The 26,142-nt window shown below is 41.8% G+C and carries 26 protein-coding genes; 10 read left to right on the plus strand and 16 right to left on the minus strand.

The window, feature by feature from the left end; genetic code table 11:
• Positions 1 to 2: 2 nt before the first annotated feature.
• The 16 genes from rfbC to MED217_RS13555 form a co-directional block, all read right to left on the minus strand.
• Positions 3 to 539, minus strand: coding sequence for a dTDP-4-dehydrorhamnose 3,5-epimerase (rfbC, locus tag MED217_RS13480; RefSeq protein WP_009781092.1), 537 nt, complete (start codon positions 537 to 539; stop codon positions 3 to 5).
• Between the two features lie 5 nt (positions 540 to 544).
• A complete protein-coding gene (rfbA, locus tag MED217_RS13485) occupies positions 545 to 1,432 on the minus strand; it encodes a glucose-1-phosphate thymidylyltransferase RfbA (RefSeq protein ID WP_009781093.1) in 888 nt (295 codons plus the stop codon).
• Positions 1,433 to 1,522: 90 nt separating this feature from the next.
• On the minus strand, positions 1,523 to 2,392 hold the full coding sequence (gene rfbD / locus MED217_RS13490; protein ID WP_009781094.1) for a dTDP-4-dehydrorhamnose reductase: 870 nt from the start codon (positions 2,390 to 2,392) through the stop codon (positions 1,523 to 1,525).
• Between the two features lie 214 nt (positions 2,393 to 2,606).
• The gene (rfbB, locus tag MED217_RS13495; protein ID WP_040532868.1) at positions 2,607 to 3,656 is read right to left on the minus strand and encodes a dTDP-glucose 4,6-dehydratase; all 1,050 of its coding nucleotides are present in this window, start codon (positions 3,654 to 3,656) and stop codon (positions 2,607 to 2,609) included.
• A gap of 583 nt (positions 3,657 to 4,239) precedes the next feature.
• Positions 4,240 to 5,634, minus strand: coding sequence for a nucleotide sugar dehydrogenase (locus tag MED217_RS13500; protein WP_009781096.1), 1,395 nt, complete (start codon positions 5,632 to 5,634; stop codon positions 4,240 to 4,242).
• A gap of 130 nt (positions 5,635 to 5,764) precedes the next feature.
• The gene (locus MED217_RS13505; protein ID WP_009781097.1) at positions 5,765 to 7,141 is read right to left on the minus strand and encodes a capsule assembly Wzi family protein; all 1,377 of its coding nucleotides are present in this window, start codon (positions 7,139 to 7,141) and stop codon (positions 5,765 to 5,767) included.
• An 846-nt stretch (positions 7,142 to 7,987) separates the two neighbouring features.
• The gene (locus tag MED217_RS13510) at positions 7,988 to 8,464 is read right to left on the minus strand and encodes a UpxY family transcription antiterminator (protein ID WP_009781098.1); all 477 of its coding nucleotides are present in this window, start codon (positions 8,462 to 8,464) and stop codon (positions 7,988 to 7,990) included.
• Between the two features lie 195 nt (positions 8,465 to 8,659).
• Entirely contained in the window at positions 8,660 to 9,454 is a 795-nt protein-coding gene (cysQ, locus tag MED217_RS13515; RefSeq protein ID WP_009781099.1) for a 3'(2'),5'-bisphosphate nucleotidase CysQ, read from the minus strand.
• A 118-nt stretch (positions 9,455 to 9,572) separates the two neighbouring features.
• Positions 9,573 to 9,959, minus strand: coding sequence for a four helix bundle protein (locus MED217_RS13520; RefSeq protein WP_230199275.1), 387 nt, complete (start codon positions 9,957 to 9,959; stop codon positions 9,573 to 9,575).
• Positions 9,960 to 10,053: 94 nt separating this feature from the next.
• Positions 10,054 to 11,316 carry a sulfate adenylyltransferase subunit CysN gene (cysN, locus tag MED217_RS13525; RefSeq protein ID WP_009781101.1) on the minus strand — a complete coding sequence of 421 codons (1,263 nt, stop codon included), beginning with the start codon at positions 11,314 to 11,316 and terminating at the stop codon, positions 10,054 to 10,056.
• A gap of 18 nt (positions 11,317 to 11,334) precedes the next feature.
• Positions 11,335 to 12,240, minus strand: coding sequence for a sulfate adenylyltransferase subunit CysD (gene cysD / locus MED217_RS13530; protein ID WP_009781102.1), 906 nt, complete (start codon positions 12,238 to 12,240; stop codon positions 11,335 to 11,337).
• On the minus strand, positions 12,237 to 12,836 hold the full coding sequence (gene cysC / locus MED217_RS13535; RefSeq protein WP_009781103.1) for an adenylyl-sulfate kinase: 600 nt from the start codon (positions 12,834 to 12,836) through the stop codon (positions 12,237 to 12,239). Before cysC ends, cysD begins: the two co-directional genes overlap by 4 nt.
• A complete protein-coding gene (locus MED217_RS13540) occupies positions 12,836 to 14,617 on the minus strand; it encodes an SLC13 family permease (protein ID WP_009781104.1) in 1,782 nt (593 codons plus the stop codon). The genes cysC and MED217_RS13540 overlap by 1 nt, the downstream gene beginning before the upstream one ends.
• Before the next feature lie 767 nt (positions 14,618 to 15,384).
• On the minus strand, positions 15,385 to 15,702 hold the full coding sequence (locus MED217_RS13545; protein ID WP_009781105.1) for a rhodanese-like domain-containing protein: 318 nt from the start codon (positions 15,700 to 15,702) through the stop codon (positions 15,385 to 15,387).
• Between the two features lie 61 nt (positions 15,703 to 15,763).
• On the minus strand, positions 15,764 to 16,384 hold the full coding sequence (locus MED217_RS13550) for a thioredoxin family protein (RefSeq protein WP_009781106.1): 621 nt from the start codon (positions 16,382 to 16,384) through the stop codon (positions 15,764 to 15,766).
• Position 16,385: 1 nt separating this feature from the next.
• Entirely contained in the window at positions 16,386 to 16,838 is a 453-nt protein-coding gene (locus tag MED217_RS13555) for a TlpA disulfide reductase family protein (protein ID WP_009781107.1), read from the minus strand.
• A 355-nt stretch (positions 16,839 to 17,193) separates the two neighbouring features.
• On the opposite strand from MED217_RS13555, the gene MED217_RS13560 reads away from it, so the two are divergent.
• The 10 genes from MED217_RS13560 to MED217_RS13605 all read left to right on the plus strand — a co-directional run bounded on the left by MED217_RS13560 (position 17,194) and on the right by MED217_RS13605 (position 26,056).
• Positions 17,194 to 17,652: a MarR family winged helix-turn-helix transcriptional regulator gene (locus tag MED217_RS13560; protein WP_009781108.1), complete on the plus strand. Its 459-nt coding sequence runs from the start codon at positions 17,194 to 17,196 to the stop codon at positions 17,650 to 17,652.
• On the plus strand, positions 17,645 to 18,277 hold the full coding sequence (locus MED217_RS13565; protein WP_009781109.1) for an NAD(P)H-dependent oxidoreductase: 633 nt from the start codon (positions 17,645 to 17,647) through the stop codon (positions 18,275 to 18,277). Before MED217_RS13560 ends, MED217_RS13565 begins: the two co-directional genes overlap by 8 nt.
• Positions 18,278 to 18,326: 49 nt before the next feature.
• Positions 18,327 to 18,983 (plus strand): YceI family protein, encoded by a 657-nt coding sequence (locus MED217_RS13570; RefSeq protein ID WP_009781110.1) that lies wholly within the window; start codon positions 18,327 to 18,329, stop codon positions 18,981 to 18,983.
• A 679-nt stretch (positions 18,984 to 19,662) separates the two neighbouring features.
• A complete protein-coding gene (locus MED217_RS13575) occupies positions 19,663 to 21,060 on the plus strand; it encodes an anthranilate synthase component I family protein (protein WP_009781111.1) in 1,398 nt (465 codons plus the stop codon).
• 1 nt (position 21,061) lies between these two features.
• Positions 21,062 to 21,634 (plus strand): anthranilate synthase component II, encoded by a 573-nt coding sequence (locus MED217_RS13580; protein ID WP_009781112.1) that lies wholly within the window; start codon positions 21,062 to 21,064, stop codon positions 21,632 to 21,634.
• A 158-nt stretch (positions 21,635 to 21,792) separates the two neighbouring features.
• The gene (trpD, locus tag MED217_RS13585; protein WP_009781113.1) at positions 21,793 to 22,788 is read left to right on the plus strand and encodes an anthranilate phosphoribosyltransferase; all 996 of its coding nucleotides are present in this window, start codon (positions 21,793 to 21,795) and stop codon (positions 22,786 to 22,788) included.
• Position 22,789: 1 nt separating this feature from the next.
• The gene (trpC, locus tag MED217_RS13590) at positions 22,790 to 23,572 is read left to right on the plus strand and encodes an indole-3-glycerol phosphate synthase TrpC (RefSeq protein WP_009781114.1); all 783 of its coding nucleotides are present in this window, start codon (positions 22,790 to 22,792) and stop codon (positions 23,570 to 23,572) included.
• Between the two features lie 287 nt (positions 23,573 to 23,859).
• Entirely contained in the window at positions 23,860 to 24,453 is a 594-nt protein-coding gene (locus MED217_RS13595) for a phosphoribosylanthranilate isomerase (RefSeq protein WP_009781115.1), read from the plus strand.
• A gap of 61 nt (positions 24,454 to 24,514) precedes the next feature.
• Positions 24,515 to 25,699: a tryptophan synthase subunit beta gene (gene trpB, locus MED217_RS13600; RefSeq protein WP_009781116.1), complete on the plus strand. Its 1,185-nt coding sequence runs from the start codon at positions 24,515 to 24,517 to the stop codon at positions 25,697 to 25,699.
• 63 nt (positions 25,700 to 25,762) lie between these two features.
• Entirely contained in the window at positions 25,763 to 26,056 is a 294-nt protein-coding gene (locus MED217_RS13605) for a GIY-YIG nuclease family protein (RefSeq protein ID WP_009781117.1), read from the plus strand.
• Positions 26,057 to 26,142 lie beyond the last annotated feature (86 nt).

The following is a 26,142-nucleotide window of genomic DNA, read 5'->3' on the forward strand; positions in this document are numbered from 1 at the left end:
TCTTAGTTTTTAAAGTGCTCTAAAACCAAATCCTTCTCAGAGACCTGAATCTTTTCTTCAGGAATCCCCCAATCAATAGCTAAGGTTGGATCATTATAAACGATTCCTCCTTCGGAGGCTTTGTGATAATAATTATCACATTTATAGGCAAAAACCGCCGTCTCGCTCAACACCGAAAAACCGTGCCCAAAGCCTCGAGGCACAAACAATTGCCTGTTATTTTCGGCATTGAGCTTCACTGCAACATGCTGCCCGTAGGTAGGAGAGCCTTCACGTAAATCTACCGCCACGTCAAGTACTTCGCCTTCTAAAACACGTACCAGTTTGGCCTGAGCATGAGCTCCTTTTTGAAAGTGAATCCCACGAATGACCCCATATTGAGAAAAAGACTGGTTATCCTGTACAAAATGTACGGGTTGGCCTACGAGCTCCTCAAATGTCTTTTGATTAAAACTTTCAAAGAAATAACCACGGTCATCTTTAAAAACGCGGGGTTCTAAAATAAAGCATCCTTTTAATGCTGTTTCCTGTGCTTGCATAATTCTTAGCCTTTCTTCTTTTTTGCAGCCAGTCGCAATAAATACTGGCCATATTCATTTTTCTTTAAGGGTTGTGCCAACTCTTCTAAACGTTCCTGACTCAGATACCCCTTTTCAAAAGCGATCTCCTCGAGACAGGCTACCTTTAAGCCTTGTCGTTTTTCGATGGTTTCAATAAAATTAGCAGCTTCAAGTAAAGATTCATGAGTACCAGTATCTAACCAGGCATACCCCCGCCCCATCAATTCTACCTTAAGACCGCCTCCTTCTAAATAAGCCTGATTCACGCTCGTGATCTCCAGTTCGCCACGCGCACTGGGTTTGATTCCTTTTGCGATCTCAACTACCGAATTGGGGTAAAAATACAAGCCTACCACTGCATAGTTACTTTTGGGATCCGCAGGCTTTTCTTCTATAGAGATCACCGTTCCTGCCGCATCAAATTCTGCTACTCCATAACGCTCGGGGTCCTGTACATAATACCCAAAAACTGTGGCTTTTTGAGCCTCTTTAACATTATAAACCGCAGCATCCAAAAGTTCGGTCAAGCCGTGACCGTAAAAAATATTATCTCCCAAAATCAAACATACATCATCATCACCTATAAATTCTTCCCCAATAATAAAAGCTTGCGCTAACCCGTCCGGACTAGGTTGCTCGGCATAACTCAAGCGAATACCAAAATCAGTACCATCACCTAATAGTTGCTCAAAATTGGGCAAATCCTGAGGAGTCGAAATGATCAAAACCTCTTCGATCCCCGCCAGCATCAATACGGATAGGGGATAGTAGATCATAGGTTTATCATATACCGGCATCAATTGCTTAGAGATCGAGCGGGTTAAGGGATACAATCGGGTACCGGATCCACCGGCTAAAATAATTCCTTTCATCTGTTTAAATTAAGTGGTTTATGCAGTTGTTTTAATTGTTCAATTGCAGATCGAACCAAACACGCTGGTTTCAAGAATGTACAACCTGTATCAGTTCTTCGCTACGCCCAAGTGTTGCAGGCACATTGTTAAACTTTCTTTATAATCAGGCACAGCAACCTTATAGACCTGTTGGATCTTTTGCGTGTTTAATAACGAATAGGCCGGTCGCTTAGCGGGGGTTGGGTACGCTGAAGTAGGGATCCCGTCGAGATCACACGCTAAACCGGCCACTTCCTTAATAGCTTGGGCAAATTCATACCAGCTAATTCGCCCGGCATTCGAATAATGATAAATTCCGGATTCCCAATGTGCTGAAGCTAGGATCTTTAAGATCGCCTGAGCCAGATCTGCCGCATAGGTAGGACTCCCGATCTGATCCTTTACAATGTTTAAAGAATCACGCTCCTGCATCAAGCGCAGCATGGTCTTAACAAAGTTGTTACCAAAAACCGAATACACCCATGCAGTGCGAATGATAAGCACCTCAGGGTTGCTTGCCAATGCAGCCTGCTCGCCCTCAAGTTTTGTACTCCCGTAAACACTTTGCGGGTTAGTGACAGCTGTCTCTGTATAAGGGATGGAAGAGCTCCCATCAAAAACATAATCGGTAGAAATATGAACCAATTTCGCGTGATGTTCGGCGCTCCAATTAGCAAGTAACCTTACAGCATGAGCATTGATCTGCGTTGCCTTTTCAGGTTCAGATTCTGCCTTGTCTACTGCGGTATAGGCCGCACAGTTGATGACATAATCAGGTGTGGTTTTATTGAGGTAAGTCAGAAGCTGTTCTTCGTCTTCAAGATCAAATTCCTCTCGGGTAACAAAATCAAACAGCATATCGGGATAAGTCGAGGCCAAAACCTGCAGCTCTTGTCCCAATTGCCCATTAGATCCGGTTACTAAAATACGTTTACTCATAGTTCTTTTTCGTATTTCCAGGGTACTCCATACTCATTAAATAGATAATAGTTTATGCTTCTCGACTGCGCTCGAAGTGACAAACTATTGTCAGTTCGAGTGATTCTTTCACGCAGTAGCGTGAAAGAATAGTATCGAGACTCTTGTTTCTTTCTTAATAACCCGAAATTAACACTCCCCTCTCCCGAAGCTTCGGGAGGAGAAGGGTTTTGTACTACGCCTCGTATTGCTTACTATAATATTCCTGATAAGCCCCACTGGTTACATGAACGAGCCATTCTGGATTATCAAAGTACCAATCGATGGTTTGCTTTAACCCCTCTTCAAAAGTTACAGAAGGTTCCCAGCCCAATTCTTTGTTGATCTTGCTTGCATCTATAGCATAGCGCAAGTCATGCCCCGGGCGATCTTTTACAAAAGTGATGAGCTGTTCTGAAGTTCCTTCTTCACGTCCCAACTTTAGATCCATCTGCTCACAAAGAAGTTTAACCAGATCTATGTTTTTCCACTCGTTAAAACCGCCTATATTATAGGTCTCAGCAAGTTCCCCTTTATGAAACACAAGATCAATAGCGCGTGCATGGTCAATTACATACAACCAATCACGCGTATAATTACCATCCCCATAGACCGGCAACGGCTTATTATTTATGATGTTGTTAATAAATAATGGGATCAACTTTTCAGGAAAATGGTTAGGCCCATAATTATTAGAACAATTGGTGATCACATAAGGTAAACCATAAGTCTCTCCATATGCGCGTACAAAATGATCAGAACTTGCCTTGGATGCAGAATATGGTGAATTGGGATCATACGCTGTGGTTTCAGTAAACAAACCTTCAGCTCCTAAAGCTCCGTAAACCTCATCAGTGCTCACATGGTAAAAACGTTTACCCGCATAATTATGCTCCCAGATGGCTTTAGTCGCATTCAAAAGATTCATCGTACCCAAAACATTGGTTTTCACAAATGCCAGTGGATCTTTAATAGAGCGGTCTACATGCGATTCTGCGGCCAAGTGTACCACCCCATCAAACTGTTGCTCTTGAAACAATTGGTCTATAAAGGCAGCATCGGTAATATCACCCTTTACAAAATGATAATTAGCTTGATTTTCGATATCTGCTATATTCTCTAAATTCCCTGCGTAAGTCAAGGCATCCAGATTGTAAATTTCATAATTAGGATAATTCAATACAAAGCGGCGCACTACGTGCGAACCGATAAATCCGGCACCACCGGTGATAAGTATTTTCATGATTTCAAGTTTTTAATAAACCTCCTCAGAGCAAGCCTGTTTATCGATAGAGACTGGCCCATAAGGCATTGGTTAGAAACGAATTTTCACTTTCGAGTCAAGCCTCAGAGTTCCATCCTTTGGCGGCGCCAATAAATGAGTTACCTAATGCTATTGGCTGTTTGCTTATACTTAATTACCTTGAAGTAAGTAAGCATATAAATTTTGTAATTAACAAGGACATCAAAAGCTTCTCACCGCTCTTGAAGTGACAAGCCTGTCAGTTGGACCGTGTCACACGGAGCTTGTCGAAGTGCAGTCGAGAACTTTACTCCCTATCGACTACAAGCTAAAGACTAAACGCTTTCGAAGTGACAATCTGTGTCAGTTCGAGTGATGTTGGAGCGCCTTAGCGGGAGAACATCGTTTCGAGAACCCTAGCCCGAATTATAAATTAAACAGGCTTACTCCTAAGACTTCTCGATACAAATTAAGCTCCGTTAACACTCCGCTCAATTCACTCGAAGTGACAAACTACGTTTTTTAGAAAAAGTTTATAGAATTCATCTCCCTTCTCCCTTTGGGAGAAGGGTCGGGGATGAGGGCTCTAACTCCCTATAGCATAGAATTCAAAACCTAAAGCCGTCAACGCCTCTTTATCCAGCAAGCGTCGCCCGTCAAATAAGAAGGCTGGTTTTAACATGCCTTCATAGATCGCTTCCCAGTCTAGGGTTTTAAATGCATCCCATTCGGTCATCACTGCAACCGCATGAGCAGCTTTGCAAGCCTCCTGAGCTGAATTCACGACGGTAATCAACTTACGGTTTTCTTCTTCTGAGCGCGTACCCAGATAATCCAGATCAGCCAGGATCTGTTCTTTGGTCACTTTAGGATCATACACCACGATCTCAGCCTGCTCATTCAGCAGGTAATCGGCTACATAAATGGCTGCTGACTCGCGGGTATCGTTGGTATCCTTTTTAAAGGCCCAGCCCAAAAGCGCGATTTTCTTTCCGGAAACCGTATTGAATAAAGTCTTGACGATCTTGGCAGCAAAACGGCGTTTTTGATGATCGTTCATGAGGATCACCTGCTCCCAATAATCAGCCACTTCATTCAAACCGAATGATTTGGCGATATAGACCAGATTGAGAATATCTTTTTGAAAACAAGAACCTCCAAAACCTACAGAAGCTTTTAAGAATTTAGGACCTATACGGCTGTCCATCCCAATAGCTTTGGCTACCTCCTGCACATCAGCTTCGGTCACTTCACAAAGCTCAGACATCGCATTGATGCTGGATACCCGCTGTGCCAAAAAGGCATTGGCGGTAAGTTTAGACAGCTCAGAAGACCATACATTGGTAGTCAAAATATTATCATCAGAAACCCAATGCCCATACACATCTACCAAGGCTTGGATCGCTTCCCGTCCGGCTTCGGTATCAAGATCCCCACCAATGAGTACGCGATCGGGTTTATGCAAGTCGGTTACCGCAGTACCTTCGGCTAGAAATTCCGGATTGGAAAGAATTTGGAAATTCACCCCATTTCCGGTATTGTCCAAAATACGTTTTAAGGCTTCTGCCGTGCGTACCGGCAAGGTAGACTTCTCTACAATGATCTTGTCATTCTTAGCTACGCGCGCGATCTGCCGTGCGCACAACTCAATATATTTCAGATCGGCAGCCATGCCTTTACCCATCCCGTAGGTCTTGGTAGGCGTGTTTACCGAAATAAAGATCATATCTGCCGCATCGATCGCAGCATCCACATCCGTTGAAAAAAACAGGTTACGGCCTCGGGCTTCTGCCACTACTTCAGCAAGTCCCGGTTCATAGATCGGAATCTTTTCTACATCCGGATCGTTCCAGGCAGCAATACGTTTTTCATTGATATCCACCACCGTCACATTAATTTCCGGTGATTTCTGGGCGATGATCGCCATGGTTGGTCCGCCCACATAGCCGGCACCAATACAACAGATGTTTTTAACTTTCATAAGGACTATATTTATTATCATTCCCTTGCAGAGGGAATCTTTAACTTTTAAACTTTATTTTCCATTCCCTTGCAGAAGGGAATCTCTTACCTTGACCTTTATTTTTCTATTTCCGCGCAGGCGGAAATCTTCACATTTTTAACCTATACGTATACCCCAACCCAACTCCGAGCGTATTTTGGGTACGATCGCTCCAATCCAATCCGGCATATCCGGTAAAAACTCCAAAGGAAGTCGCATACCCCAATTCCCCATAACTATATAAGGCATGCTCCCGCGGCTGGTAAGGAGTAGCATAGGTTCCTAGATTGGTCACATAGCTCAACTTCCCTCGATACCGCAATCTACCTAAACTTCCCGTCGCCCCCAGATGCAACACATAACTGCGATCATTTACATTTTGTTCTCCATATGCTCCTGGAATGATAAATGGTAAACCAATGATACGCTGGTCATAGGTCCAACCTGACTGGTAGATCCCGTTATAAAAATACCGATCTCCTTCTTTACCAAAAATTCCCGGCACAGGACGTCCGCTCTGGGAAACCGTCTGCACATATTCGAAGTCTATAGCATCCAGCCACGAAATTCCCTCCGGCTCCAGATAGGCTCCCCATACTCCATCGGGAAAATTATTCAATTCGATGCCCGAGGCATCTTCAAAGATATTTTGATGATAGAGTTTTAAGTAGAAATTAGCTCGGGTCATTTCATAGGCGAGTTCATACGAACCTAACCCATTCCCCAAACTGTTGATTTGATCCCCAATATTAGCTCCCGCATCTCCCGAGCTCCCAAAAAAGGCTTTTACGTAATCAGAGAATGCTTGAGGCTGCTCCCCAAAATCAGGCGATGTACCCCCAAACTGCACATAATGCTTCATACTCCCACTCAGGCGGTCTCCGGTAGAAAACACCAAAGCCAACTCTAAACTTTTATGATGTACCTGGGCATTAGACACGTAGCGATCTTCTTCCAGAAAGTAATGTCCAAAAGTAGCCGAAGCCTCAAACCATTTAAAGATCTTTAACGGCTTTAGCATCTGTATGTAAACTCCTGGTAATGCTCTTGCATTGTTACTCCACATAATATCCCCGTCTACACTGGAAATCCCTCGCAACTTACGATCCCGGTGTTTCAATCCGGCGTTGACCTCTAACCAGTTCCAGGTATAGCTTGCATACAGTTCATCGGCTTTGACGCCGTCATATATGCCATCATTTACCAACAATCCACCACCAATTTCCAGTCGGTTGTTTTCGTTAAATTCAGTAACAAAAGATGCTTGTACCAAGGCCAGGACCCCGGTTTGCGCATCTAACCTACCGTATTGGTTACTATACATCCAAAATGGATTTTCATTCCCGGTAGCTGCAAGTCCGCGACCGGTAAGCGCAAAATTAAATCCTTCTTGCAACTCCTCTTGCTGTGCTTGTCCCTGCACTGAAGCAGAACCCAATGCAAGCAACAACACCCAAACAACTTGATAAATCTTGTTAATACTCACTATTTAAATCGTTATGAATCTTATTAATTAATTCTCGATTGTGCTCGAAGTGACAACCCGTGTCAGTTGGAGCGTGTCACACTGAGCTTGTCGAAGTGCATCCCGAAAACTTTCGGGAGAGAACTTTACCTCCTATCGACTACAAGCTAAAGACTAAACGCTTTCGAACGGACAACCTCTGTCAGTTCGAGTGATACTGGAGCGTCCTAGCGCGAGAGCATAGTATCGAGAACTCTTTGTAAACAGACGCCGATTAAACCAATACTGCCACTCCAAAACGCTTCTCGATACAAATACCACAACCTTAGCAGGTTTCGGTATTCACTCGAAGTGACAACCCGTGTCAGTTGGAGCGTGTCACACTGAGCTTGTCGAAGTGCATCCCGAAAACTTTCGGGAGAGAACTTTACCTCCTATCGACTACAAGCTAAAGACTAAACGCTTTCGAACGGACAACCTCTGTCAGTTCGAGTGATGCTGGAGCGCCTTAGCGCGAGAACATCGTATCGAGAACTCTTTGTAAACAGATCCCGATTAAACTAAAACTGCCACTGAAAAAGGCCTCTCGACACAAATACCACAACCTTATCATGTTTCGGTATTCACTCGAAGTGACAACCCGTGTCGGTTGGAGCGTGTCACACTGAGCTTGTCGAAGTGCATCCCGAAAAATTTCGGGAGAGGAATTTACTCCCTATCGACCACAGGCTAAACGCTAAACCCCGCCAAGTCCCATGGCTCCGCCGCGTCACTCCCATATTTAGTTTTGAGAATAACCCGGTGGTTAACAAAAATAACCAAGAACCACGTTGGCGCTTGATCTGTATTTTAAGACGCCTTGCGCCCTTATTTCACCAAGTCCTTCAGGCGCGCTTCCACGATCACCCCAAGGCTTTTAATCACCATTTTAAGACGTTTACGTCCTACTTCTTGTACGATTCCCTTCTGCCCTTTAAAATGCCCCGCAGCGATCTTTACTTCTGTTCCCGGGGTATACGTACGCACCTGCACATCTGCCACAGCCTCATCAGATAACCAGTCTTGAATTGCAGCGATTTCTTCATCACGCACGACAGCCGGCTTTCCTAACCAAAAAAGATAACGCACTACTCCCGGCACAGCAAACACCTGTTGGCGCTCTGTGTTGGGCAAACAAACAAAAACATAGGATTTAAAAAGAGGTACCTGAATTTTTTTCTTGCGATCGCTCCAGACGCGCACCTCCTCAAGTGTAGGACAGAAGACCTTTACCCCTAGTTTTTCAAGCGCCGAAGCCACTTTTTTTTCAGATTGTGGTTTAACGTAGAGCACGTACCAATTCATGCAAATAGTATCTTTAAACGTTACAAAATTTTAGGGGATTTTCTAACTTCTAGATAAGCGAAAATAAGTAAAACATCGAAGCAAACAAGGATATTTCAACATTTAATTTTAGAGAAAAATTAAGAAAAATAGCTTCAACCTAGAAGAAAAACGTTATCGCTATTGATTGAAGCGGTTAAAAAAAAAACTTAAGCATCATAAAACCAAAAACCAATTATTCAACAATTGTTCCCGGTTGTATAACATCTCTTCTTTAGTCTCCCAATCAACCACCTGTTTCCCGGCATACTTACAGATCGCACTTCCGGCAGCTGTGTCCCATTCCATAGTTGGGGCAAACCTGGGGTAACAATCGGCCTGGCCCTCTGCCACCATACAGAGTTTTAAGGAGCTCCCTTTAGAGATCGTCGCGACTTCCCCGTGTTCTGCCTCCAGCGTTTTAATATACTCCACCGTTTCGGGGGACAAATGAGATTTACTGGCTACTGCGGTATACTGTTCTTTTTGGAGCGTTAATGGAAGCTGCTTTCCTGTATTCAATATAGCATCTACAGCAGCAGTAACAGCTACATCAACAGCCTTAAAGGAACCTAGGCCTTTAGCTGCATAAAACAACTCCTGAAGCACCGGCACATAGATTACGCCTAAGATCGGCACACCATCTTGAATCAATGCAATGTTTACGGTAAACTCCCCGTTCTTTTTAATAAACTCCTTGGTCCCGTCTATGGGATCTACGATCCACAAATACTCCCAGCCCTTACGGTTTTCATAAGCAATACGTTTCCCCTCTTCTGAAAGCACAGGAATACCGGTTTTTCCCAAATAGGACATTATAATATGATGACTTGCCGTATCGGCTTTGGTCAATGGCGAATCATCACTCTTAAAATCTACATCAAAATCTTCATTATGATAGATCTCAAGAATGCGTTCCCCTGCTTTTAGCGCCGCTTCGATGGCAGTATGCAGTTGTGCTGTTATATTCATGTGTTTGTGGTTTTTGGTTGGATTAATGGTTTATAGGGGATTGGGGGTTAGGGGTTAGGGGTTAGTGGCTGGGTGATGGAGGTTTGTGATTAAATGAATTTTTCAGCTTGATCAAAATTTAATCTTTTAGTTTGGTGTTTAAGTATTTGATGTATCCATTAATTAATCTCAAACAGGTCGAGGTTTGTTTTCTTATTTCCAGAAGTTGTTCTGATGAAATATAATTACAATGACGCGTCTCAATAGTATGGTCTAAAACTTCGGCAACTGAGCCACGAGCAATAATCATAAATCGAATACTATCTTTTCTATGATGCCGCCCCCAACCTTCTGCTATATTTGCTGTGGTGGAACGTGCCGCTCTTAAAAGCTGGCTATATAGTTCAAACCTTTCTATTTCAGGAAGTTGAATTAAAATATCCTTCCGTACGTACTCTTTTAACCGGAAACACTCCTTCCAGCATTCTAATTCTTCAAAATTTCCATACAAAGCTATTTTTATCAATGGAACTATTGAGATTGAAAATCGAGGAAACTTGAAACATCAAATTATTCACTTTAACCACTAACCACGCCCCCATTTACCAGTCCCCCGATAATCAAATCACCATCCCCGCAGCAACCGTTTCATTGGTACTTTCATCGATCAGGATAAAACTTCCGGTACCTTTGTTTTGGTTGTATTCGTCTACGAGTAAAGGCTTGGTAGTACGCATCTTTACGCGAATGATATCGTTCATGCCTATGGTATCGTATTCCTCCTGACGGTGTAAGGTATTGATATCTACCTTATACAACACTTCTTTGATCATCGCCCGGGCTTCTACACTGGTATGCTTGATCGCATATTTGGCTCTGGGACTCATCACATCACTGTTCATCCAGCACAACATCGCCTCGACATCTTGCTGAGGCTCAGGTTGATTGTGCTCACGCACGATCATATCTCCTCGACTGATGTCGATCTCATCTTCCAGATTGATGGTTACCGATTGCGGAGGGAAGGCTTCTTCCAGTTCTTCTTCACCCAATACAATAGACTGGATCTTTGATTTAAAACCAGAGGGCAATACCATCACCTCATCTCCTTTTTTAAAGATCCCACTGGTCACCCTACCCGCATAACCCCGGTAGTCGTGAAATTCATCACTAAAAGGCCTGATGACATTTTGCACCGGAAAACGGCAGTCTACCAAATTGTGATCACTACTGATATGAATGTTCTCCAAGGTCCCGAGTAAGGAATCTCCTGAAAACCACGGCATGTTAGCAGACTTATCTACCACATTGTCCCCATTTAAAGCGGAGATCGGGATAAAGCGCACATCGTTGATCCTCAGCTTTGAAGCAAAGCTTTTATACTCCTCAATGATCTCATTAAAACGTTCTTCTCCGTAGTCTACCAGATCCATCTTATTGACGCAAACCACAATGTGTTGAATTTGCAAGAGCGACGCAATAAATGAATGGCGTTTGGTCTGCTCGATCACTCCCTTACGGGCATCGACCAAGATCAAGGCCAAGTTGGCTGTTGAAGCCCCGGTGATCATATTGCGGGTATATTGCACATGGCCCGGCGTATCGGCAATAATAAATTTGCGTTTTGGAGTCGCAAAATAGCGATACGCCACATCGATGGTGATCCCCTGCTCGCGCTCGTCTTTCAAGCCGTCGGTAAGGTGAGCCAGCTCCAGGTGACTGATTCCTTTCTTTTCTGATATCTTTTGTAAGTTGTCAATTTGATCTTCGTAAATAGACTTCGAATCAAACAGCAACCTTCCTATCAAGGTACTTTTACCATCATCTACACTTCCTGCAGTGGTAAAACGTAATATCTCTTTTTCTTCGTGTTGTAATCCCATTGTTTGTTGCTTAGCTGTTTAGAAATATCCTTCTTTTTTACGATCCTCCATGGCGGTTTCTGAGCGTTTGTCGTCAGAACGATTGCCACGTTCGGTCTGGCGGGCGATCGCTACCTCTTCCAAAATAAGTTCTAAGGTATCGGCTTCTGATTCTGAACCTCCGGTGATCGTAATATCTCCCAAGGTACGGAAGCGTATTTTCTTGGTCACCACTTCTTCCTTAGGTCTTAGGCTAATGAACTCCGAATTGGGGATCCAAGTGCCTTGTCTACGGATCACTTGACGCTCGTGTGCAAAATACAACGAAGGAATGGCGATATTGTTTAAGGTTAAATACTGCCACACATCCAGCTCGGTCCAGTTGCTTATAGGAAAGACCCTGAAGTTCTCCCCCATATTGAGCTTTCCGTTGAGCAGGTTCCATAATTCGGGACGCTGGTTTTTAGGATTCCACTGCCCAAAATCATCGCGATGCGAAAAGAAACGCTCTTTAGCACGAGCCTTTTCTTCATCTCTTCGACCTCCTCCTATACAGGCATCAAACTGATGCTCTTCAATTGCCTCTAGAAGTGTGGTCGTTTGCAATTTGTTTCGGTTGGCATCTATCCCGGTCTCTTCTTTTACCGAACCGCTTTTGATCGAGTCTTCTACCAAACCTACCACTAGTTTAGCCCCTAGTTGTTCCATCAACTGGTCGCGAAACGCAATGGTCTCCGGAAAGTTATGCCCGGTATCTACGTGCAAAAAGGTAAAAGGGATTTTGGCCGGGTAAAAGGCTTTACGAGCCAATGCGGTCACTAAGATCGAGTCTTTACCTCCGGAAAACAAAATGGCCGGGTTTTCAAACTGTGCTGCGGTCTCCCGCAAGATGTATATGGCCTCTGCCTCCAGTTCCTGCAAATGCGATAATGCGTATTTTCTCATAATGTACTGGTTAGTCTATTTTTAATTGTATTCCAAATCTGTACAACACATTCGTCAACAGATTGTTCGTTTGTTTTGATTTCTATATCAGGATTTTTAGGCACCTCAAACGGCGCTGTTATCCCTGTAAAATTAGGAATCTCTCCTTTTCTCGCCCGAGCATACAAGCCTTTTACATCACGGGCTTCACATACTTCCAGCGGACAATTCACGTAGATTTCTACATAATCTTCACCCAAGATGGCTTTAGCTCGCTGCCGGTCTTGATGCATCGGCGTGATAAAAGCCGTAAGTACCACCGTGCCGGCATCGGTAAACAGCTTCCCTACCTCTGCGATCCTGCGAATATTTTCCGAACGTTCCTCGACAGTAAATCCCAGATCTTTATTGAGCCCCATACGAATATTGTCGCCATCAAGCGTATAGGTATCTATATGTTTTTCAAACAAAAATGCTTCGAGTGCGTCGCTTACGGTTGATTTACCACTTCCAGAGAGCCCAACAAACCATAAAACCATAGATTGATGTTGCTTTTTTTGAGCCCTCAGGTCTCTTGCAACCTGAAATGCTTGTTTTTTCACATTTGTGCTTTTCATTAAGTATATTTTAATTTCAAATACAGCAAAACCACACCTAAATAAAGTGCAGTGAACGGTAATCCTATTTTCCAAAAATCTTTAAACCGATAATCACCGGGAGCCATGATCAACAAATTAGTCTGATAGCCTATGGGGGTCATAAAAGCTGCCGATGCCGCAAATCCCACAGCCAAAAAAAGAGCTTCTCCAGGAATTCCTGTTTTTTGACTTATTGAATACGCTAAAGGAAAGACTATAGAAACCGCAGCTACATTAGTTATAAAAGATGTTAGCACTACGGTAAAAAGCATAAGCCCTAAAACTATACCCTCAAACCCAAAAGGCATAACCACTCGTAAGATAGCGGCACTTACTTGTTCTGAGAGACCAGAATTAATGAAAACCTCACCAACAATAAGAGAAGCGACGAGAATGACAAATAAATTACCTTTTAATTCTTTGATTACTTCACTCCGAGAAGCAAACTTTAATAAAAAAGTAAGCCCTAAAACCAACACCAGAAATAAAAATAGGCTTATTTTAAATACTAGTGCAAATGTAGCGATCAACACAATTCCCCCTAAAAGAGTATATTTTTTACGGCTTGGAATTTGTTCTTGAGTTACATTAGATAGGATATAAAAATCAGCTTTTAGAGATTCTGTAATATACGTATGTGGAACCACGATCAAAAGATCTCCACTCTTCAACCGCATCTCTCCAATTCTACCGCTTAAATCTTCACTATTGCGATGTACTGCTAAGATGGTTGCGCCATAGCGCTGCCTAAAGTTAGTTTGATTTACTTTTTTACCATCTAATGACGAATTAGTAGGAATAGAAAGCTCTAAAAAAGCAAGCTTTTGCCCTTGCATAAGTTTCTTATGAGCAATAAATTCAAGATTTTTTTGCTCTGCATTAATTTGCATCACATCAGCCAAACTCCCTGAGAAGATAAGTCGGTCATCTTCTTGTAAGATCATATTTTTTGAAGCGACCACTTCAAAATTGCGATCCCCTCTAACCAATTCAATTAGAGAAACTCCTTTCAAGTTTTTAAGACCACTATCTGATAACGGCAAACCGATTAATTTAGAATAAGCCCCTATACGTGCTTCGATAAAATACTTACGCACTTCATCTTGTTTTCTCGCAAAAGGCAAGGATCGAGAGGGCAATATGCGATAACCTACGATTATTAGATATAAGATCCATGTTGACAATACAAACAAACCAGGTACCAAAAAATCTGTAAACTGAAGCCCTTTCAATCCGCTAGACTCTATCAATCCATTCAATATAAGATTTGTAGATGTACCTATTAGAGTTAACATTCCACCTACTATGGCAGAAAAAGACAAAGGAATTAAGAATTTAGAAGGTGAAACGCCATACTTCTCTGCTTTCTGCATTACGTAGGGTATTAAAATTATAACAACCGGCGTGTTATTAAAAAATCCAGAAATTAAAGATACAAAAAGACACAAAACCCCTAGAAAAAGCAATGGGGACTGAATAGAACCTAATACTTTATCAAAATAAAATCCTAGATTTATATTGGAATTGATAATAGAAGAAAGTGCGATAACTAAGAAAATCACCAAAATACTCTTAGTGATTGCCGCACGAAGAATCATATCTACATCTACATACCCCAACACTAAAAACAAGAATACCACAATTGAAAAAACCAATGCAGGTTTGAGCCTTCCCACTACCAGTTCAAACACCATCACCAGGAGAATAACCCCGACTATACCGGCAGCATAAACATCTAAAACATTTCTAATTTCTTCCAATTTATAATTTGCTTTACACTAAGGCTTCAATAGATTACACTATCATTAAAAAATACGGAGTAATAAGTTAGGTAAGTTTTAAGCGTGCTTAAGCTGCTCATACAAAATCCCGCTAAAAAGCAAGCCTTTTGATTGAGATAAACTTTACCCATAAAGGTTCTTAATTTAAAAAACGAGGTAGACACTTTAACGCTGACCTTAATAAGACAATTACAGAACTATGATTTTAAATAAGACCACCAATTAAACATCAAATTCAATCACTGTTAAGTGCGCAGCAAACTTTAAAAAAACTTTTACAATTAACGTTCAATCCAAAGTGAATACATAAACTTCACTCAGTATTTTTTTTTACAATATTATGCAGTTTTAATTCTTAATCCTACAAAATCGATAGGAATTTATCCTTTAGTTATATTATTTAGGGTATTCTAACATATAAAAGCCACACACTTCTAGACTTTTCCTAGGTTTTTTGCTTGATTTTAGAACAAAGTCAATAGAAGAATAATACATCCCCGCTACAATTTAATAATGAATTTAAAGATTTAAGAAAGTTATACGCAAGAAAGCGTTGTCGGAAACCCAACACAGCTGACTCTATAAATCATCTAGAAAAAGGGTTAACGTATACACGTTAAAGGAGAAGACCTCGCAATCAGATGATATGCATAAAAAACTCTTTTCTGATACCCCAACCTTCGCTATACAAAAAAAGGGAGCGCCCCTAAAGACACTCCCTTTTTGTTAAATTAAAACAGTTAACGCTACTCCTGAAAGGTGGTTTCCCCATCCCATTCCATATAACCACCTAACAGGTTGTAGGTAGTTTCAAAACCTAATTGATCCATCAGCTGGGCTGCTTGTCCGCTTCGATTTCCTGAACGGCAATAGATGTAATAGTGCTTTGATTTATCAAGTTCGTTGACTTTATCAATAAAGCCCTGCCCTTCATAAATATCAATATGATGCGAATTCGGAATGATGCCTTCATCCACCTCATTTTGGGTGCGCACATCTAGGATGAATGCCTTATCGTCTTTTGCGATCTGCGCTTCCCATTCTTCCTGAGTTATATTTTTCATGATGTATTGTATTAAGATTAAGTCTCAAAATTAAAGCATTGCCCGCGCTTCTCCAACGCGATCAGGCTTTAATAGAACAACCAATGGCTTTGGTGGTTTCGGGATTCACTTCTTGATCGTTTAAAAGCGCCTCAACCGCCTGAGCCACAAAAAATGTGGTCACCGTCGAAGCATCGCGAACGCTATCGTCTATAGCCCCTATGTATTTTACCTCTAAAGCATCATCCTTTTTTTGGAGCACATAAACGTGCGGTGTTTTGGTCGCTCCATATTCGGCATAGATCTCATGATTGGCATCATAGAGATAGGGATAGGTAAATTGCTTGGATGCAGCTAAATCCTGCATTTCTGTAAAGCTTTCTCCTGCTTGAATCTCCGGATCATTCGGATTGATCGCAATCACCGGATAGCCTTTCGGTTTGAATTGTGTATCCAGGGCTTGTATACGCTCCTGATTGGCAATAGCAAACGGACAGGTATTACAGGTAAAAACAACAATAAAACCTTTAGCCTCTTCAAAATCGGATAAGGAAACCATGCTTCCGTCTACATTTTTCAACCGAAAATCCCCAACAGCATCACCTATTTCATACCCCGATTTAAAACTACCTAAACTGGCAATTGCTATCGCAGAAACGACCATAACAAGCGTAAGCGCTATTAATACTTTTAAGGACTTCATGTTATTCTTTTAAGTTAGGTTGTAAACTCAATAATTCGTTCTCGAGCTCCCGGTAGGAAAAGCTTTGCTCGTAAAACATATATTCTTCATTCGTTATGATAAGGCTTGCCGGTATAGCGCCACTCCAATCTTCTGAAACCTGAGGGATCCAGGTGTTCCCGTGTGCATCGTCCAGGTACAGCACTTTTGACTGAAGTTTCTTCTCCTTAATATAAGGAATAAGCCGTTGTTCAATTTGGTCTGAAAAGTCCAAACTCACCAGCAAAACTTCGACTCCCTTTTTGTGGTACGCTGCATAAAGCTTTTCAAAAGCCGGCAATTCTTTAACACAAGGCGCACACCAGGTCGCCCAAAAGTTGATCACTTTCACCCTGCCTGCTTTAGGGAAATCCAACATAGGCTTAAAGGCCTCAAAATCATACACGGGCAAATGATATCCGTCAATTGACAGCATTTTTACCGGTTTTGGGGTTCGGGTAGACGCAACTTTGGAGGCACAGCCTGCCAGTAGCACAACGCAACACAATACACCTAATTTTCTAAACAATCGCTACTCGATTTTCAATTTAATGACCACCACTCGCAAGTTTATTCCTCTTAAACGTCAAGAGAACTACTTGAAGCAAGACTGCGTAAATTTAAGGATTACAACATTTTGATAACAGATTTTAGGATTTGTATAACACCTACAGCGTTGTAATGAGGGGATTCTCGTTAAAAAACCTTAAGAATACGTTAAAAATTGTATCGCATCCACATTGAATCTAAATTAATCATACATTTGTACATACAAATATTGTAGATACAAGATGAAGATTGAAGAAGCACTAAAAATAGGAAACGGGTTAGATTTATCATCAAAAACCCTAATCAATATACAATACACTTCCAGAATACTGGAAGAAAAATTTGCAGCGCTTCTTAAAGAATACGATCTGAGTACCCCACAATTTAATGTCTTACGCATTTTGCGCGGTCAAAAAGGCAAACCTGCAAGTCTTGCATGTATTCAGGAGCGCATGGTAGATCGCAGCAGTAATACAACACGCCTGGTAGATAAATTGATCAAGAAGGAATTGGTAAGCCGACGCATTTGTCCCGATAATCGTAGAAAAGTCGAAATAGAAATAACTGCTAACGGATTGAAACTTTTAAAAGAACTGGACCCCCTCACCTCGGCTGCAAATGCCAACAACACTTCAAGCCTCAATGACGACGAATTAGTAACACTTAATAACCTATTAGATAAACTTAGAACCGATGAGTAATTATATCGATGATTTAAACTGGCGCTACGCCGTTAAACAATTTGATGCTTCCAAAAAAGTATCCGATGAAGATTTACAAAAGCTTATAGATGCAGTGCAACTTTCTGCTTCTTCCTATGGTTTGCAACCCTATAAAATTTTAGTTGTAAAAGATCAAGCCGTAAAAGAAAAGCTGAAAGCTGCAGGATACAATCAGTCTCAATTTAGCGATGCTACCGCCGTATTTGTATTTGCACATCAAACCGACTTTGACGCAGAACTCGTAGACTCTTATATCGAGCTCTCAGAGCGCATCAAAGAACTTGAAACGGGAACGCTGGAAGGCTATGCAAATTTGATGAAAAATGCACTTCTCAACCTGCCTCAGGAAGCTAAAGCGGGATGGACCAGCCGTCAAGCTTATATAGCTCTTGGCAATTTACTAAGCGCTGCTGCTGCTCATAAAATAGATGCCTGCCCTATGGAAGGTTTTGAGGCAGCTGCTTTTGACGAAATCTTAGGTCTTACAGATCAAAACTTGCACGCCGTAGTTGTCGCTGCAGTAGGATACCGAAGCGCTGAAGATGAAACCCAGCATGCTCCGAAAGTAAGACGCCCTCAGGAAGAACTTTTTGAGATCATCTAAATTTTTTTTTAACTCAACATTTGTACATACAATTTTAATCTATACAACAATGAAAATTCAGAATTCCATCAGCAACCTTAATCAAAGCTTGGCAAAACTAAACCTGGCTTCAAAAAAAGCCTTCAATCAAATAAACCGCGATAATCGCGTTAAATCAGTATTAATTTTAGCAGTAGGCGTTGCCGCTGCATCATTTACAACAAAAACAATCATGGAAAAAGTAAGCGTAAAAAGCAGTTCAATCACTTGGGTAGGTAAAAAAGTTACCGGTAAGCATTCAGGAACTATCGATCTTAAAGACGGTTTTTTTGAAATGGAAAACGGAAACATCACCGGAGGTGAGTTTGTGATCGACATGAACAGCATCGCGTGTACAGACCTTGAAGGAGACAGCAAAGGTCAACTGGAAGGACACCTAAAAAGTGACGATTTCTTTGGTGTAGAAAATCACCCAACTGCCAAATTGGTCATCACCAATGCGGTTAAAGACGGAAATTCGTATACCGTAACCGGAGACCTTACCATTAAAGAAACTACTGAACCTATCTCTTTTGACTTGCAACAAGCAGGTGATAATTTTACTACTACCCTAACCATCGACCGTAGTAAATACAACGTGCGTTACGGATCTGGCAGCTTCTTTGACAACCTAGGAGACAAGACGATCTACGACGACTTCACACTAGACATCAACTTGTCTATCTAATTGATTGTCTATCATAAGTATTTAGAAAGCTGTCTTTTAAAAAGACAGCTTTTTTTTGTGGTATTTCAAAATGGTTCCACGTACTTTATTAGAACAAATAGTCATATCCGAAAGTTTTTAACGTCTTTTTCTTCAGTATAGCGAGAAGGCTCCGTTAAGAATTTTTGAAGCCTTGGAAAAAATTCAGGAGCCTTATTGCGGTTTTCGCCCTGAGGCGAAAAATACCTAAGCGAGGGGCTCTTTTCTTTTGTGCAGCCTGTCCTGAGCGATAGTCGAAGGATTTCTTTGGACAAGCAAAGAAAATGAACAAACACTATTAGTAATAAGATTTCTCGTATCAACCTTAGAAGATTAAACAACTACCTAAACACACAACTAAACCATTTACTTTAAGCAAAAACAGAAATGCGATTACCCACGGGATAAAACCATCTACGACGACTTTACTTTAGACATCAACTTGTCTATCTAATATTTTTAAAAAGTAATTTTAAATTTTGTTTGTCGCTTAAGCATCAATTTTTATCTTTGATGCTCAAATTATGAAAAACAAAACAGTAAATACTTGGTGGTGGATCTCGCAACAGTAATGTCGTGAAACAACCTTGTATTTAAAATTTAAATAACTGAAAGGCCTGTCTCACGACAGGCCTTTTTTGTTTCGCCTAACAACCAAAAAATGAAATATACCTTAAAAACGCACAGCAAGAAGATTCTTGCCGATACCATCACTCCGGTTTCGGTATACCTTCGCCTGCGAGATCGCTTCCCCAACAGTCTGCTTCTCGAGAGTAGCGACTACCGGGCTAACGACAATACCTTCAGCTACATCTGTTGTAAACCTATCGCTTCGATCACCGTAAAGGATGAAATTATTACGGAAAGTTTCCCTGACGGAAAAACCACAACCACAAGCATCGACTCCACTACCGATGTAGTTGGGATCATCGAAGCTTTTGCCAAAAAGTTTGAGACCGAAAACAACGATAAAAAGTTCATTCAAAACGGACTGTTCGGCTATATGAGTTATGATGCCGTGCGCTATTTTGAAGATATTGAGATCACCAAAAAAGAAGGTGCGCTGGATGTCCCAGATCTGTATTATGCGGTGTATCAAAACATCATTGCGATCAATCATTTCAATAATGAAGCCTATATTTTTTCGCACACCTACAATGAAGAAAATAACCTGAGTGAGATCGCACAGCTGCTTACGGTAAAAAGTTTTGCAGAGTACCATTTCAAATTAGAAGGCGATCAACAATCGCAAATGTCTGATGAAGCCTTTATGGATCTGGTTAAAACCTGTAAAAAACATTGCCAACGCGGTGATGTGTTTCAGATCGTACCTTCTAAGCGCTTTTCGCAAAATTTCAGCGGTGATGAATTCAATGTGTATCGCAGTTTACGCAGTGTAAATCCTTCGCCGTATTTATTCTTTTTTGACTACGGAAACTTTAAGATCTTCGGAAGTTCTCCCGAAGCGCAACTCATCGTTAAGGATGGCAAAGCTGAAATTCACCCCATCGCCGGAACCTTTAAACGTACCGGAAATGATGAGAAGGATGCTGTACTGGCCAAAAAACTTTCTGAAGATGAAAAAGAAAACAGCGAGCATGTGATGCTGGTCGATTTGGCGCGCAACGACTTAAGTCGCAACGGCAGCAACGTGAAAGTAGAGACCTATCGCGAGGTGCAATACTTTTCACACGTGATCCATTTGGTGAGTAAAGTTACAGGAACCAAACACCCTGACACCTCAACCATGCGTGTCGTGGCAGACACCTTTCCCGCCGGAACTTTGAGCGGTGCGCCCAAGCACAATGCGATGAAATTGCTGGAGAAATACGAACCCATAAACCGGGATTTCTACGGTGGTGCGATCGGTTTTATGGATTTCAACGGAAACTTCAATCACGCGATCATCATCCGTTCTTTTTTGAGTAAAAATCATCAATTACATTATCAGGCAGGAGCCGGAATCGTAAGCGATAGTGTTCCTGAAAAAGAATTAGAAGAAGTATATAACAAATTAGGCGCGCTTACTAAAGCCCTTAAACTTGCTGAAGAACTATAACATGAAAAAACAGGTTTTAGTCATAGACAATTACGACAGTTTTGTGTACAACCTTGTACATTATCTTGAAGATCTGGACTGCGAAGTCACCGTTAAACGCAACGACCAACTCCGTCTAGAAGAGGTTGCTGCTTACGATAAAATCTTGCTTTCACCGGGCCCGGGAATCCCGGAAGAAGCCGGTTTGCTTTTAGAAATTATCAAGACCTACGCGCCTACCAAAAGTATGTTTGGCGTATGCCTAGGCCAGCAGGCCATCGGCGAAGTTTTTGGTGGAACGCTCATCAACCTGGATCAGGTATTTCACGGTGTTGCAACCTCAGCCAAACAGTTGGTTGCAGACGAACCGCTTTTTAAAGACATCCCGACGGAATTTGAGATCGGAAGATACCACTCCTGGGTCGTTGCTCCGGAAAATTTTCCGGAAGCTTTAGAGATCACTTCGGTAGATGTGAATGGGCAAATCATGTCTTTACGTCATAAAGAATATGACGTGCGCGGCGTACAATTTCATCCCGAATCGGTACTCACTCCGGAAGGCAAAACAATGATCAAAAATTGGGTTAATAATTAAGTTTTTCTATTTCCGTGAAGATGGAAATCTCATGAACCCAACTAAAACTGCTTCCGTGAAGACGGAAATCTTATAAAATAAAAGAAGTAGTCCATTTCCGTGAAAACGGAAATCTCAAATAAATAATAATGCTCCCTACGGAGTACTTATAGTAAATAATGAAGACAATATTAAACAGACTTATAAACCACGAGCAACTCAATAAAGAAGAAGCGCGAGAGGTTTTAGTCAACATTTCTGAAGGTAAGTACAACACCAGCCAGATCGCGGCTTTTATCACCGTGTATATGATGCGTAGCATTACGGTTGAAGAACTTGCCGGTTTTAGAGACGCATTGCTAGACCTATGTATCGCTGTTCCCTTTGAAGGCTATAACGCGATCGATCTATGCGGAACCGGTGGTGATGGTAAAAACACGTTCAACATTTCTACACTTTCTTCTTTTGTAGCAGCAGGTGCGGGAATCAATGTGACCAAGCACGGGAACTACGGCGTTTCTTCTGTGAGTGGAAGTAGCAACGTTATGGAAAGCTTCGGAATAAAATTTACCAACGATGCCGACTTTTTAAAGCGCTGTCTGGATGAAGCGGGTATTTGCGTACTCCACGCGCCGCTCTTTCACCCGGCGATGAAAAATGTGGGACCTATTCGCCGCGAACTCGGCGTTAAAACCTTCTTCAATATGCTGGGCCCTATGGTAAATCCGGCGTTTCCTGAGAACCAACTCGTGGGTGTTTTCAATCTGGAACTGGCTCGTTTATACGGGTATCTGTATCAGGATACTAAAAAGAATTTTACCATTTTACACAGTATCGATGGCTATGACGAGATTTCGCTAACCGGAAATACCAAAGCCATTCGCAACAACAGCGAGCGCATGTTAACGGCTGAAGATTTTGGGGTACATACGATCAAACAGGAAGATATTTATGGTGGTGACACGATCGAATCTTCTGCTGCGATCTTTAAAAAAGTGATCAGCGGTAAGGGTACTGAAGCGCAAAACAATGTGGTTTGCGCCAATGCAGGAATGGCCATTGCCACCGTTAAAAACCTCGAGCCTAAAGCAGGTTTTGAACTTGCCAAAGAAGCTCTTCTAAGCGGAAAAGGACTCGAACGCTTAAATAAACTCATAGCCCTAAGCAGCAAATAAGATGAATATTTTAGACAAAATAATCGCTGATAAATATAAAGAAGTAGCCTTACGCAAGCAGCTGATTCCGGCGAAGCAATTGGAGCAGTCGGTGCTTTTTAATCGTAAATCGCCTTCACTTGCACAAGCCTTGAGCACAAGCGCTTCAGGGATCATCGCAGAGCATAAACGCCGATCACCCAGCAAAGCAACCATAAATAATAACCTCAACGTGCAAGATGTAGCCCGTGGTTACGAGCAGGCCGGGGTTTGTGGGATGAGCGTACTTACCGATGGGAAATATTTTGGTGGCTCGCTAGACGACCTGTTGCTCGCCCGTGCCGCAGCGCAATTACCGCTGTTGCGTAAAGAATTTGTGATCGACACCTATCAAATTCTGGAAGCGAAAGCCTATGGTGCCGATGTGATCTTGCTAATTGCAGCAGTGCTCACGCGGGAAGAGATCAAAAGCCTTTCAGAATTTGCAAAATCGCTTGGTCTTGATGTGCTTCTCGAAGTCCATAATCTGGAAGAATTGCAAAAATCGGTCATGCCGTCTTTAGATATGTTGGGCGTAAACAATCGCAACCTAAAAACTTTTGAAGTCAGTCTCGAAACCAGCAAAAGTCTTTCTGCTGAAATCCCAGATGACTTTGTAAAAGTTTCTGAAAGCGGAATCAGTTCGATCGAAGCGATCAAAGCCTTACAGCCGTATGGTTACAAAGGATTTCTTATTGGCGAGAACTTTATGAAAACTGACGACCCTGGCGCCAGCGCCACTGAGTTTATCAAACAGCTTATTTAATAGTATATAAATTAAATTGAATACTAAATAGTATACATGCGAAGCCTCCTTTTGTTCCAGAATAGGCTTTATAAAATGGGAAAGACAGCGTAGCGCCCATTTTATAAAATGGTTTCCATAACCGGCTAAGGTTATGGAAAATTCCTAACAAAAGGCGTCTTTTTCTTTGGTTCGTTTCTTTTGGAAGAGCAAAAGAAATGAACAAAACACAATAGGAAGCACTAATGCTTATGATCAAAAAAATCCATCATAAAAAAAATAATAGACTAAGCCTTAAGGTTTGTGGTATGAAACACAACACGCTTGAAGTTGCGCAACTCCAACCGGATTATTTGGGTTTTATCTTCTTTGAAAAAAGTAAACGAAATTATGACAAAGCCCATATTGAAATCCTTCCGGAAGGAATAAAGAAAGTCGGTGTTTTTGTAGATGCAAGCATCGCATTTGTACTCGATAACATCAGGCAGTTTCAGTTTGATGTGATTCAGTTGCACGGTAGCGAAACTCCGGAATATTGTAAGAGGCTTCAAACAGATTCAAAAGTTGAACTCTGGAAAGTCTTCAGCATAAAAGACCACTTTGACTTTTCGGTTTTGGAAGCTTATGAAGCTGTGATCGATAAATTTTTATTTGACACCAAAGGAAAGGAAAAAGGCGGCAATGGCTATACTTTTGATTGGAGAATACTTCAAAACTATCCTTCGCAAAAGCCTTTTATGTTAAGTGGCGGTATAGGATTGGGAGAAATCCCAGCGGTAAACGAACTTAAAAAAACACAACTTCCACTCTTTGGTATCGATGTCAACAGTAAATTTGAAGACGAACCGGGATTGAAAAATATAAACCTGTTAAAGTCACTCGTAAGAGATTTAAATAGATAAAGATTTCCGTCGTAGTTTATCCAGAGCGATAGCCGAAGGGCGGAAATATCAATATAGAATTATGAACTACAACGTAAATGAAAAAGGATATTATGGAGATTTTGGTGGTGCTTACATCCCAGAAATGTTATATCCTAATGTAGAAGAACTGCGTCAGAATTATATAAAAGTGATGCAGGAGCCGGATTTTCAAGAGGAATTTAAGGCGCTTTTAAAAGAATATGTGGGGCGTCCTACTCCACTCTATTATGCTAAGCGTTTTTCTGAAAAATACGGAACAAATGTTTATCTCAAACGCGAGGACCTGTGTCATACAGGAGCGCATAAAGTAAACAACACGATTGGCCAGATCTTGATGGCCAAGCGTTTGGGTAAAAACCGCATTATCGCCGAAACCGGTGCCGGTCAGCACGGAGTGGCCACGGCTACCGTATGTGCGTTGATGGGCTTAGAATGCATTGTGTACATGGGAGCGATAGACATCAAACGTCAGGCGCCTAACGTAGCCCGAATGAAAATGCTGGGCGCTACCGTAGTTCCCGCAGAATCCGGTAGCAAAACCTTAAAAGATGCGACCAATGAAGCCATTCGCGACTGGATCAACAATCCAACCGATACGCATTATATCATTGGTAGTGTGGTTGGGCCTCACCCCTATCCCGATATGGTGGCCCGTTTTCAAAGTGTGATCTCTGAAGAGGTTAAAAAGCAATTACTGGAGAAAGAAGGCAAAGAAAACCCCGATTATGTGGTGGCCTGTGTAGGAGGTGGCAGCAACGCAGCCGGGATTTATTATCATTACCTCGATACGCCAGAAGTTGGTATCATCGCTGTAGAAGCTGCCGGGAAAGGAATTCACTCCGGGGAAAGCGCCGCAACTTCGGCCTTGGGTAAAGAAGGGATCATTCACGGAAGCAAAACCCTGTTGATGCAAACCGATGACGGGCAGATCACCGAGCCGTATTCGATTTCTGCAGGTCTTGATTATCCCGGTGTTGGACCTATGCACGCGCATTTGTTTAGAAGCGGCCGTGGTGAGTTCATCAGCATCACCGATGCCGATGCGATGCAGGCCGGTCTTGAATTGTGTAAACTGGAAGGGATCATCCCCGCGATCGAATCGTCTCACGCTCTGGCCATTTTTGAAGAACGCAAGTTTAAAAAAGAGGATATCGTGGTCGTGAATTTGAGTGGTAGAGGAGATAAGGATCTAAGTACATTTATAGATTACTTCAAACTCGCTTAAGCGCGTTTGAATTTTTCATTTCCGCGAAGGCGGAAATCCCTTGAATGTAAGCACACATTTTAAATGGAAGAATTATTCTACATATATATTCTTACAAATAAAAACCACACAGTGCTTTACATTGGAGTTACCAGTGATTTAAAAAGAAGACTTAAACAGCATAAACAAAAGAGCAATAAAGGATTTACAAGAAAGTACAATGTTGAAAAACTCCTCTATTTTGAATCGAGCCCTTATGTCGAAAATGCCATTAAAAGAGAGAAACAGCTCAAAAAATGGAATAGAGCCTGGAAAGAAAATCTGATCAACGAAATGAATCCTGATTGGAACGATCTGAGTTGGATGCTAGACGAATGAGGTTTCTGTAGAATACAACATATTTAAAACTTGACTTGGATTTGAAAGATTTCCGCTGAGCATATAATTGGAATTAGAATTAGACT

This window comes from Leeuwenhoekiella blandensis MED217, assembly GCF_000152985.1.
Taxonomy (GTDB): Bacteria; Bacteroidota; Bacteroidia; order Flavobacteriales; family Flavobacteriaceae; genus Leeuwenhoekiella; species Leeuwenhoekiella blandensis.

Bases quoted from the DNA above. Each gene is read 5' to 3' on its own strand.
- rfbC (WP_009781092.1), bottom strand. From the start codon at position 539: ATGCAAGCACAGGAAACAGCATTAAAAGGATGCTTTATTTTAGAACCC.
- rfbA (WP_009781093.1), bottom strand. From the start codon at position 1,432: ATGAAAGGAATTATTTTAGCCGGTGGATCCGGTACCCGATTGTATCCC.
- rfbD (WP_009781094.1), bottom strand. From the start codon at position 2,392: ATGAGTAAACGTATTTTAGTAACCGGATCTAATGGGCAATTGGGACAA.
- MED217_RS13500 (WP_009781096.1), bottom strand. From the start codon at position 5,634: ATGAAAGTTAAAAACATCTGTTGTATTGGTGCCGGCTATGTGGGCGGA.
- MED217_RS13510 (WP_009781098.1), bottom strand. From the start codon at position 8,464: ATGAATTGGTACGTGCTCTACGTTAAACCACAATCTGAAAAAAAAGTG.
- cysQ (WP_009781099.1), bottom strand. From the start codon at position 9,454: ATGAATATAACAGCACAACTGCATACTGCCATCGAAGCGGCGCTAAAA.
- cysN (WP_009781101.1), bottom strand. From the start codon at position 11,316: ATGGGATTACAACACGAAGAAAAAGAGATATTACGTTTTACCACTGCA.
- cysD (WP_009781102.1), bottom strand. From the start codon at position 12,240: ATGAGAAAATACGCATTATCGCATTTGCAGGAACTGGAGGCAGAGGCC.
- cysC (WP_009781103.1), bottom strand. From the start codon at position 12,836: ATGAAAAGCACAAATGTGAAAAAACAAGCATTTCAGGTTGCAAGAGAC.
- MED217_RS13545 (WP_009781105.1), bottom strand. From the start codon at position 15,702: ATGAAAAATATAACTCAGGAAGAATGGGAAGCGCAGATCGCAAAAGAC.
- MED217_RS13550 (WP_009781106.1), bottom strand. From the start codon at position 16,384: ATGAAGTCCTTAAAAGTATTAATAGCGCTTACGCTTGTTATGGTCGTT.
- MED217_RS13555 (WP_009781107.1), bottom strand. From the start codon at position 16,838: ATGCTGTCAATTGACGGATATCATTTGCCCGTGTATGATTTTGAGGCC.
- MED217_RS13560 (WP_009781108.1), top strand. From the start codon at position 17,194: ATGAAGATTGAAGAAGCACTAAAAATAGGAAACGGGTTAGATTTATCA.
- MED217_RS13565 (WP_009781109.1), top strand. From the start codon at position 17,645: ATGAGTAATTATATCGATGATTTAAACTGGCGCTACGCCGTTAAACAA.
- MED217_RS13570 (WP_009781110.1), top strand. From the start codon at position 18,327: ATGAAAATTCAGAATTCCATCAGCAACCTTAATCAAAGCTTGGCAAAA.
- MED217_RS13575 (WP_009781111.1), top strand. From the start codon at position 19,663: ATGAAATATACCTTAAAAACGCACAGCAAGAAGATTCTTGCCGATACC.
- MED217_RS13580 (WP_009781112.1), top strand. From the start codon at position 21,062: ATGAAAAAACAGGTTTTAGTCATAGACAATTACGACAGTTTTGTGTAC.
- trpD (WP_009781113.1), top strand. From the start codon at position 21,793: ATGAAGACAATATTAAACAGACTTATAAACCACGAGCAACTCAATAAA.
- trpC (WP_009781114.1), top strand. From the start codon at position 22,790: ATGAATATTTTAGACAAAATAATCGCTGATAAATATAAAGAAGTAGCC.
- MED217_RS13595 (WP_009781115.1), top strand. From the start codon at position 23,860: ATGAAACACAACACGCTTGAAGTTGCGCAACTCCAACCGGATTATTTG.
- trpB (WP_009781116.1), top strand. From the start codon at position 24,515: ATGAACTACAACGTAAATGAAAAAGGATATTATGGAGATTTTGGTGGT.
- MED217_RS13605 (WP_009781117.1), top strand. From the start codon at position 25,763: ATGGAAGAATTATTCTACATATATATTCTTACAAATAAAAACCACACA.